Here is a 10591-nt window from a genome sequence, read left to right on the forward strand (position 1 = left end):
ACCTTACTTTCTATTATAAAGAATCATAAATTCGGTTATCTAGCACAAAACGTTCAAAAAGCGTTTAATTTGGCCTAAAAGAACGGAATAGTGATATTTTTATTATTTTACATGAAAAGAAAAGGACGGAGTGAACCGGATAGTACCATAATGGAACGATTTACTACTATCTTGTTGTGATGTTCCTTGCCATAATATAAAAGGCATGAGAGGGAAAGAAGGAGGATGATTGTCAGGTGCATGTAAATTAACTTTCAAAGTATATCGAAAAAGGAGAGAATAGGCATTGAAAACGAAGGTTGAAGACGGAAGTTTAGTTTTATCCAATAGAAGCAAACAATCTATTTTCGGTAAAAAACTAAAGAAAAGTGCCCCGTTATATGTATTATTGCTGCCATCTATTATTTTATTAATTTGCTTTTTTTATATTCCTTTATATGGAATTGTAATCGCGTTCAAAGATTATTCGCCTGCATTAGGATTTTGGGGCAGTCCATGGGTAGGATTTAAACATTTTATTCAATTTTTTAATTCTTACCAATTTGATTTGACGATAAAGAATACGCTGACAATAGGTCTTTACAGCATTTTAGTCGGTTTTCCTTTACCAATTGCTTTAGCTATTCTCTGTAATCAAATTCGTGTGGGGATGTTTAAGAAAGTCTTTCAAGTAACGACCTATTTACCGCATTTCATCTCTACCATGGTTATGTGTGGGATGATTTTGATTTTCTTATCACCCAGTAATGGATTGTTTGCCAATTTGTTGTCCTTAATTGGAGTGGAGATGCCGAATATTTTATCCAATCCTTCTGCATTCAGCAGTATTTATGTTTGGAGTGATGTATGGCAGCATGTCGGCTGGGACAGTATTATCTTTTTGGCGGCACTGTCTGCTATTAATCCCACCTATTATGAAGCAGCAACAATGGATGGAGCAGGTAAACTGCAGAAAATCCTTCATATTGATCTGCCATTACTGCTGCCTACAGCGATGATTCTTTTGATTTTGAGGGCCGGGAATGTCTTGAGTGTAGGATTTGAAAAAGTGCTATTATTACAAAATCCGTTGAACCTAGCTGGAAGTGAAGTTATCTCTACTTATGTGTATAAAGTGGGTTTGCAGAATTTCGAGTATAGTTTGTCAACAGCCATTGGCTTATTCAATTCAGTCGTCAATGTGATTATCTTATTACTCGTGAATTGGATCTCTAAGCGGTTAACGAAAACCAGCCTGTTATAGAGGATGTTCAAAAAGTCCGATAAAAATGACACGGCGAATTTCTGCGTTGGCTTGCTTTTCCGCTACTCACGTATTAAAAGCATACGCTCCGTTGCTCAAAGGCTACGCCGCCTGGAACTTCTTGGTCCTTTTCACCGAACTTTTTGAACACGCACTTATAGAGAGGAGGAGAATGTTGTTATGATTGCTCAAAGATTAACTATACCAAAAAAGAAAACAGACATCATTTTTGATATAGCCATCTATACTGTAGCTATATTAATGATTGTAATGATTATATATCCACTTTGGTTTATTATCATCGCTTCATTTAGTAATCCCGCCGATGTTGCTAATGGGAATGTCTTATTTTGGCCAAAAGACTGGCGATTGGACGGTTATATAGAATTGGTAAAGCAAGAAATGATTTGGCGAGGTTATTTAAATACGATTCTGTATACAATTGTCGGAACGATGATTGGCTTGTTTGTTAATATAACAGCTGGCTACGCCTTATCAAGACGAGAACTGCTAGGAAGAAAATGGATTATGATTGTCTATATTCTTCCGATGTTTATAGGAGGCGGGCTTGTTCCTACCTATTTAGTCGTTAGAGAATTTGGCTTGCTGGATACATTTTGGGTATTGGTTTTACCGTTTTCAGTTAGTGCATTCAATATTATTATCGCACGGACATTTTTTAAAAATAGTATTCCAGAAACTTTATGGGAAGCTGCACAAGTGGATGGTTGTGGAACACTGCGTTACTTTATAACGATGGTATTGCCTTTATCAAAAGCTATTTTGGCCGTTATTGGGCTTTGGACAGCAGTAGGGATATGGAATTCATGGTTTGACGCCATGATTTACCTTTCAAGTGAACATTTACAGCCGTTGCAGCTGGTGCTGCGCAGAATACTGATTATGAATGAATCCCTGCTTGGACAAGCTTCCGGGGAATTAGCAACCGAATTAAGGGCGCTGTCAGAAATGATGAAATATGCGGCTATTATTGTTTCTACCTTGCCGATTATGTGTTTATATCCATTTCTGCAAAAGTATTTTAATCGAGGAGTTATGGTTGGTTCAATTAAAGAGTAGGAGGAAAATAAGATGGTTAAAAATTTATTCAAACTAACGTTAGGTATCACGATGATGGTAAGTATATTAATCGGTTGCAGCTCAGATACCACCAATGAAACAGCAGAAGAGGATGAAGCTTATACCATTGCTACGGTCCGATGGGCGGAATGGGGCGACAGTTTCTTAAAAGGATTTGTAGAAGAAACGGAACAAGAGGCAGACATTTCAATCAATTGGGATGTGTATGTTAACAGCGAATGGGGCGACAAGAAATCAGTGGTGATGGCTGGAGGCGAATTACCAGATGCTTTTTGGGGTTCATTAGCCTTAACAGATTCTGATATAGCTAAGAACCAAGGTGTATTCATTCCACTAGAGGATTTGATTGAAGAACATATGCCAAATTTAACAAAAGCATTTGAAGAAGATCCTACCATGCGGGCGATGGTAACTTCACCAGACGGTCATATTTATAGTTTGCCTAAGAAACTGCCTTTACGGCCAATTGCTGGTAATTCATTATTTATTAATCAACAGTGGCTTGATCATTTAGGGTTGGAGATGCCACAAACATATGAAGAACTGTATGATGTGTTGAAAGCATTTAAAGAGGAAGATGCCAATAATAATGGTGATCCTAATGATGAGATCCCTGCACAAGTGGGTGTGTTACAATTCATACTGCCATTTGGTTTACCTATAGGTGCCTATGATACCAATTTAACGGTACAAGATGGCAAACCTGTTTATATCCCAACAGCCGAAGCATATAGAGAAGGGATTGAATGGATGCACCAGGCATATGCAGAAGGATTAATTGATCAAGAATTGTTTACGCAAGATACCTCCATGGCGGAGGCAAAACGTCAAAATGATGAGCAGGCTCTTGTAGGATTAGGTACAGGCTGGACCGCAGATGCCGTGTTCGGACCAAATGCAAATCAGTATGCTCAATTACCAGCACTAGAAGGACCTGATGGAGAACGATATGTCATGACAGATGCACCTATTTATGAAAGAAATGAATTTATGATCACTACCGAAGCGAAGAATCCTGAGAAATTATTGCAATGGGCAGATCAGTTCTATACAGAAGATGCCAGTATTCAAACATTCTATGGTTCATATGATATTGCGGTAGAGAAACATGATGATGGCACATATGAAGTATTAGAAGCACCAGACGGGGAATCGGCAGACATTTTTGCTTGGACAAACTCCTTCCGCGACTTCGGTCCTAAGTATGTCGGAGAAGATTTTAATGAAAAAGTGACACTTCCAACCAGTGGTGGAGATGGTTTGAAACTTGAATTAGATCAAGAACTCAATCCGTATGTAAGAGAACAATTTCCTAATGTAATTTATACAGAGGAAGAAAGTGCCCGTTTAAGTACGTTGACTGTAGATCTGGAAGCTTATGTTGAGTCGATGCAATCTAAATGGGTTGTCGAAGGCGGTGCAACAGAAGAGTGGGATGCCTATATCTCTCAACTGGAACAGATGGGGTTAGGAGAATATATGGACATTCAAAATGAGGCTTTTGATCGGTATCAAGAAAGTCTAAGTGAATAATAGCTTCTTATAGTTGAATAGGAAAAACAGTTGGTGTCCATCGTTAAGGGGGTGAGGCCAGCTGTTTTTCAAGTCTTGTACTGGTTAGGAAGTTTTCAAAGTGTAAGAAAAGGAGGGGGAATACGTTGAGTCAACTTCTTAGTTTAGATAGTCCGTTGATGAAGCTTCTGGCAAGAATGGTAGACATGGTTATGTTAAATACATTGTTTTTAATATGTTGTATTCCTATTATTACACTAGGTGCTTCTCTGACTTCACTGTATTATGTTTTGCTGAAAATGGTTAGAGGGGAAGACCTAGCTATTGTTAGCAGTTTTTTCAGAGCCTTTCAAAGGAATTTTAAGCAGAGTACTATTGTCTGGGTATTTTTATTAGTATTAAATATCATTTTGCTTGTTAATGCCTTCTCATTAGGAATTCATGATGGCTTGTTAAAGGTGTTTTATATGGGAATGCTGTTATTTTTAGGTACTCTTAGTTTATCTGTTTTCTTGTTTATTTTTCCTTACATTGCGAGATTTCAAGATACGATTAAACAATCATTGATTAACTCTGTCATGATCAGCTGGTTTCATATGCGTTATTTCTTTTTATTGTTAGTGATGAATGTGCTTCCTGTTATTCTTGTTCTGTTCTCTGTGAAATGGTTGATCATTGTTGTTTATTTTGTTACTTTTGGTGGAATTGCATTAATAGTTTGGCTGAATGCTCATATTCTTAATAAAATTTTTGCTGTATATGAAAAAAGAACTGCATAGGAGGAATGTTTAATGAACAACCAAATAGTTAAAATAGGGTTAATTGGGCTTGGAGGCATGTCAAATTTTTATCGGCACATCATTGCTGGAATGGAATCGATTCAGATTACGGCGATTTGTGATGTGAATCCAGAATTGTTAGCACAAGCTGGCGAGCAGGAAAATATTAGAGAAGAATGTCGTTTTCGTGATATGGAACAGTTGATAGCATATCCAGAAATTGATGCCGTGATTGCGGTTGTGCCGAATCACTTACATGCAAAAGTATTAGAATTATGTATTGCTCACCAGAAAGCCGTTATTTCTGAGAAACCATTTACGTTAAATGTTATGGAGGCAGAAAAGTTAAAAACATTATATGAAAATAGCCCAATTCCTTGTGCAATCGGATTTATTCATCGTTATACACCATCTTTTCAATATGCGAAAGATATGGTAGAGGCGAATGTATTAGGCCACATCGAACACATTGATGTCCGTTATGAGCAGTCGTTTGGCTCTCCTGTATTTAATACGCCTTTCTTATGGCGTTATGATAAAGAAATTAGCGGTACAGGTGCATTAGGTGATTTAGGTGCCCATATGATTGACAGTGCACGATTTTTTGTAGGAGAGTTTCAGTCTGTGTCAGCGATGATGAAAACGTTGGTACATAAAAGAGTTGATCCGGATACTGGAGAAGAGAAGCAGGTGACGGTGGACGATTTTACGAGTTTTCAAGCGATTTTGGCAGAAGATGTGATCGGGACCTTTGTTACCACAAGGAATGCTGTTGGTTCCAATAACAAACATACGGTCACTATATATGGAGAATATGGAACGATACATGTGGATATTGAGCGACCAAAGGAAATTGATATTTGCTCAGCAGATGGAGCCGAAAAGAAGCCAGCTTTTCAGACAGAAAAAGTACCCGATAAGTATAAAAAGACACTGGTAAGTGATTTTGTGGAACTGCTCTCTCATGGTTCAGTTCAGCACATGCCGACTTTTTATGATGGCTATATCAATCAAAAGGTTATCGACGCTATTATTCAATCAGCAGGCAGTAACACTAATGTGAACGTGGAATAGTCAGTATAGATTCGTCCAAGAAAGATTCCCTTCTAGTCCAAATCATAGTATAATGAAGCATACAAAATGATCACGGTACGGGATATAGAGGGGTATGCGTTATGGTAACTTTAGAATATTTTACCGAAGATGATTTCGAACAATTAATGGCTTGGATTCCAAGTCCGGCATTCTGTTTGCAATGGGGAGGGCCTGGTTTTTCCTATCCACTAACAAAAGAACAATTGGCAGCTTATCTGCAAGGGGCAAACCAAGAGAATGCCCAGAAATATATTTTCAAGGCAGTGAACCAGACAACAGAGGAAGTGATCGGTCATATTTCCTTGCGGGATGTAGACCGGGAACAAGGTTTTGCTGTAGCAGGAAAGGTATTGGTTGGTGCAGATAACGCCAGGGGGAAAGGCTATGGCACCCAAATGATGACCAACCTGTTGCAATTTGCCTTTGATACATTAGCATTGGATAAAATTAATTTATTGGTATTAGACTTTAATACCTCTGCCATTACTTGTTATAAAAAGGTCGGTTTTCAAGAAGAAAATTATCTGCACAAAGCTAGAAAGAATGGAGAAGAGTATTGGAGTTTGATTGAGATGGGAATTACCAAATCAGAATGGGAAGCACGTCGTTCTCACTGAGATAAGAAGCCTGCGGAGCGATCTGATCCACAGGCTTTTGATTATTCACAAGCAACACCGTCACGATCGCCATCCATATGGACACCATAACCCGGGTCTCCTTCATAAAGCGGTGTAGCTCCAGCTTCTCGTGCTTCAGAACAATTTTTATAATAGACCTCTGCATTTTTTGCAGGGGAAATGTCGTTTTGTACTTCTTCGACCTTCTCATGATCAAAACCTCGATCAGTGACATAACCATCCAAACTCCAGATACCAATGCCTGCTTCTCTAGCCGCTTGTTCTGCCTGTTCCATCTCCTCTTCATGTATATATGGCGGATCATAGACATAAGCATAGCGTGCCAAGCCGTTCTCTAATAGCAATTGGTTAAAATTTTCCCCATCAACCCATATGTATGCCAATAACCGATCATATTTATCACGCTCAGGGCCGTCAAATTCAAGGCCAATCTCTTTTCCAGCCAGCATCTCTACTGCATATTCAGATGCTTCTGGACCAAAGGGCTGGACCGGCATGCTGGGGTGTTTGGTTTCCGGCGTATCGACTAATAGCAATCGCAGGGTCTCTTCTTTACCGTTGTATGTAATTCGTAATGTATCGCCGTCTACGATTCGCTCCACTTGTGCTGTTTCAAGCTCTTGATCACCAGTGTAAGATCCTGCGTCTAATGGAGCGATTCCACAGCCAGCCAGCAGGAGTAGTAACATGGTGAATGAAATCGACCATTTTTTTATTATCATTTTCTGCCTCCTTTAAACACTTCAACAATCTAGTTTACAATAGAATAAAGGTGGATAAAAGAGTTTTTATCGCATCTTGATATAGTTTCTTACATTATTAACATTGGGATAAGTATTACCTGCCTATATTAAAATATCACTTTATGAACCTTTTATGAAACATTTCCCAGACGGTAGATAAACGAATGTCCTGCTAGTATAATGATGGTGTATAGATAAATAAGCTGAGTATGAAAGTTATCATTTAAGGTAACAATGAAATAGGAAACGAAAAAAGGAGAATGATCATGCAAAAAATATGGTTAGGGATTACCACATTATCGCTTGCTCTTATGTTAGCTGCTTGTGGCGGCGATGATACAGAAAACAACACATCGCCAGAAACAGAAACGAATGAAAATGGAGAAGCAGTAAACATAACAGCTAGCAACTGGGAATTTGATCAAGAAGAATATACCGCTTCTGCTGGAGAAGTAGTGGTAAATCTATCTAATGAAGATGGATATCATGGTATCGAAATTGATGGTACAGATATTGCAATTGATGGAGATGGTTCTGCCACAGCCACATTAGAAGCTGGTGAATATACGATTAGATGTTCTATCCCTTGCGGAACAGGTCACAACGACATGGTTGCAACCCTTGTTGTACAGTAAAAGGTGATGACAGAGCAGATGACTGTCTTGCCATTAAATAAATGATTAAATCCCTTGTCAGGAAGAGACAAGGGATTCTTTGCAGATTAATTTTATGCTACAATATAAATGAAAGCAATTACAATGTAAAGGAGCATTTTATGTCCTATAGTCGATTCCGAACCCCATTATTAATTGGATTAATTATTTTAATGGTTTTAGATTTTTCAGGAATTATCCGCGTGCCAGCGATTGTTATTATTTTGCTGATTATTGGTCTGCTTTGGTATAACATCCATATTAGAAATAAAGCAGCTCAAGGTTACTCATCCAATCAAAAAAAGTAGGCCAAACGTGTACAGGTTTTATCGCCTATATTTACCAAACAGGCTTAAGGGTTTGATTGATGACGTTTCACAGCAAAATAATAACGATAACAAAAGTTGTATAATATTTTCCTCTAAAGAAATGATTTATTCCGTTGTCATAAGGGAGCTGTTGCACAATGTACATGTTGTAACAGCTTTTTTGTATGTTGGATGGTTTATTTTGATTATGGTTTGTGATGGGAAAGAACCTGCACATAAGACATCCTTTTTCCACTTTCTAAGTCGGTTTCACTAAATGGAATCATAGCATGAAAAGGATAGAATAGCCTTGGCATCCGATCAAAAACCATCTCCTCAAGGCGTGAATAAGATATCCCCGGCATCTGATTTAAAACCTGCAACAGTCTCTTTATCTCTATCCTCATACACAGACAATAATAATGCTTAGACAAAAAAACTGAAAAATATTAAAAAATACGACAAGTGTCTTTACACTTGTATATTATTGTGTATAATTAAGAGCATGATAATATAAGACAGCCAGAGGCGAGGGACTTTATCCTTTACTTATGGTTTGTACTGCAATGAATAAGAAGGGTGAGGAAGATGAATAAAAAAGAAAAGATATGGGGAACAATCATTTTGATCATTGTTATAAGCTGTTATGTGATTCCTTACACAATCTTTCAACATGTCACCAAATGGTATGGCAGCTTTCTTGTATGGACAGTCCTAGCCATTATTGCGATCTTGATCAATGTGAAATTGACAGAAGCTTGGGGTGACAAAGAATGAATGTCGGCTTAATATGGACGATTATTGCCCTTTATGTTTTGTTTGGTATCATTATTGCCTGGTTGTCACGAACAGGTAAGCAGCAAAGTATGGCCAGTTATTTTATTGGTGACCGCAAGTTGAATGGTTTTATATCTGCGATGAGTTATAGTGCCACTACCTTCAGTGCTTTTATGTTAGTCGGTTTGGCGGGCTTGACATACAATGGAGGAATTGGCGCCTATGGTTTTGAAATTATTTATATTGTTGGAGTATCACTTGTCGCTATCTTTGGCCCACGTTTCTGGCTGGTTGGCAAGAAGTATGGCTATGTGACTCCATCTGAAATGTTGGGTGACCGTTACCAGAATAAAGCTGTTGCAATTGTTTCGGCTGTTTCAAGCTGTTTGTTTTTGATTCCATACAGTGCTGTTCAATTAACAGGAATTGGTTACTTACTGCAGGGGGTAACAGGAAATGCGATTTCCCATACAACAGGTGTCCTGATTGCAACGGTATTGGCCTTGGTGTTTACCTATATCGCAGGGATACGTTCGGTTGCCTGGACAGACGCTTTGCAATCGATCGTTATGATTATTTCATCTACGATTGTTGTGCTGCTGCTGATTCAGCATCTGGGTGGCTTTCAATCATTTGCTGACGCGATTGAAGCAAATGATCCGCAAGCATATACTGTGCCTGGAAATGGCTTTTTTGATTTTTGGACTTTCTTAGGATTGACGATCCCATGGTTTTTCTTTAGTATCTCCAATCCGCAAGTCAGCCAGCGTTTATATATGCCGGCCTCGTTAAGAAGTATGCGGCATATGCTGCTGGGTTTTTTAGTGTTTGGCTTAATCTATACCTTTGTATCCGTTGTATGGGGTTTTTCGGCAAGTATCTTATATCCAAATTTGGATAACCCGGATATGGCAACACCTACCTTGCTGTCATCCGATATTATCCCGCCTATACTCGGTGTGTTGGTCATGGTGGGGATTATGGCAGCGGCCATTTCAACGATTGATTCAATTTTGTTAACCTTGTCTTCCTTATTTTCACGAGATATTTATGCAAATATGAAAAAAGGGACTACTGATCGCAAACAGTTGGCAGTGGGGAAGATCGTCATTCCGATTATCGCCATTCTGGCCTACTTGTTTGCCCAGCTGCAGCTTGATTTGATTGCTGTCTTATCGGTTTCGTCTTCAGCGGGGCTGATCGTGGTGGTGCCTGCTATTATCGGAACCTTCTTTTGGAAAAAGGGTACAGCAGCTGGTGTGATCAGCAGTATTGTGATTAGCGGGTTGCTCGTTATTTATATCGAGATTACGGGTGGTCTATTGTTTGGCTTGAAATCGGGAATCTGGGGACTGGCAGTTGCTTTTCTTGTGTTTGTAACCGTCAGTCTGGCTACCAAAGCCCCGGAACAAAAAGCAGAGGAGTTTTTACACTATATTAAATCACATATGAAAAAAACAAGCTAACTTTGAAGACCTATGTGGATGAACATGGGTCTTCTTGTTTTTTTCGCTTATTACTTATGATAAACAGTTAGTATGTGTAAAATAATACTCGAAAGTGATAAAAAATCCCCTAGCCAAAAAAGAGAAGGTACTCTATCATAAAATGTATGCTTTGCAGGGCATAATACATTTACGAAAGAGGCCTTCTCATGGAACTAATTATATCAAAACTATATGAATTAATAAAGGATACAACGAATGTCATTGAAATGGAGGAAGAAGCCCATCGCCTGATGT

General features: G+C 38.6%; 11 protein-coding genes. 10 read left to right on the forward strand and 1 reads right to left on the reverse strand.

What is annotated here, in order from left to right; genetic code table 11:
- Positions 1-286 precede the first annotated feature (286 nt).
- The 6 genes from JOD18_RS02945 (at position 287) to JOD18_RS02970 (ending at position 6347) form a co-directional block, all read left to right on the forward strand.
- Entirely contained in the window at positions 287-1243 is a 957-nt protein-coding gene (locus tag JOD18_RS02945; protein WP_204667436.1) for an ABC transporter permease, read from the forward strand.
- A 180-nt stretch (positions 1244-1423) separates the two neighbouring features.
- Positions 1424-2323, forward strand: a complete 900-nt coding sequence (locus JOD18_RS02950; protein WP_204667437.1) for a carbohydrate ABC transporter permease — start codon at positions 1424-1426, stop codon at positions 2321-2323.
- Between the two features lie 12 nt (positions 2324-2335).
- The gene (locus JOD18_RS02955) at positions 2336-3877 is read left to right on the forward strand and encodes a type 2 periplasmic-binding domain-containing protein (protein WP_204667438.1); all 1542 of its coding nucleotides are present in this window, start codon (positions 2336-2338) and stop codon (positions 3875-3877) included.
- A 125-nt stretch (positions 3878-4002) separates the two neighbouring features.
- Positions 4003-4635: a DUF624 domain-containing protein gene (locus JOD18_RS02960; protein ID WP_204667439.1), complete on the forward strand. Its 633-nt coding sequence runs from the start codon at positions 4003-4005 to the stop codon at positions 4633-4635.
- 12 nt (positions 4636-4647) lie between these two features.
- Positions 4648-5709: a Gfo/Idh/MocA family protein gene (locus JOD18_RS02965; protein ID WP_204667440.1), complete on the forward strand. Its 1062-nt coding sequence runs from the start codon at positions 4648-4650 to the stop codon at positions 5707-5709.
- A gap of 101 nt (positions 5710-5810) precedes the next feature.
- Positions 5811-6347 carry a GNAT family N-acetyltransferase gene (locus tag JOD18_RS02970; RefSeq protein WP_204667441.1) on the forward strand — a complete coding sequence of 179 codons (537 nt, stop codon included), beginning with the start codon at positions 5811-5813 and terminating at the stop codon, positions 6345-6347.
- Positions 6348-6388: 41 nt separating this feature from the next.
- Here the strand turns inward: JOD18_RS02970 and JOD18_RS02975 are convergent, their stop codons facing one another.
- The gene (locus tag JOD18_RS02975; protein ID WP_204667442.1) at positions 6389-7090 is read right to left on the reverse strand and encodes a thermonuclease family protein; all 702 of its coding nucleotides are present in this window, start codon (positions 7088-7090) and stop codon (positions 6389-6391) included.
- Between the two features lie 287 nt (positions 7091-7377).
- On the opposite strand from JOD18_RS02975, the gene JOD18_RS02980 reads away from it, so the two are divergent.
- From JOD18_RS02980 to JOD18_RS02995, 4 genes are all read left to right on the forward strand, one after another.
- Positions 7378-7746 carry a cytochrome C oxidase subunit II gene (locus tag JOD18_RS02980; protein ID WP_204667443.1) on the forward strand — a complete coding sequence of 123 codons (369 nt, stop codon included), beginning with the start codon at positions 7378-7380 and terminating at the stop codon, positions 7744-7746.
- Between the two features lie 140 nt (positions 7747-7886).
- Entirely contained in the window at positions 7887-8072 is a 186-nt protein-coding gene (locus JOD18_RS02985; protein WP_204667444.1) for a hypothetical protein, read from the forward strand.
- 588 nt (positions 8073-8660) lie between these two features.
- Positions 8661-8849, forward strand: coding sequence for a hypothetical protein (locus tag JOD18_RS02990; protein WP_204667445.1), 189 nt, complete (start codon positions 8661-8663; stop codon positions 8847-8849).
- Positions 8846-10315, forward strand: a complete 1470-nt coding sequence (locus tag JOD18_RS02995; protein WP_204667446.1) for a sodium:solute symporter family protein — start codon at positions 8846-8848, stop codon at positions 10313-10315. Before JOD18_RS02990 ends, JOD18_RS02995 begins: the two co-directional genes overlap by 4 nt.
- Positions 10316-10591: the final 276 nt, after the last annotated feature.

It is taken from the genome of Gracilibacillus alcaliphilus (assembly GCF_016909015.1).
Lineage (GTDB): Bacteria > Bacillota > Bacilli > Bacillales > Amphibacillaceae > Gracilibacillus > Gracilibacillus alcaliphilus.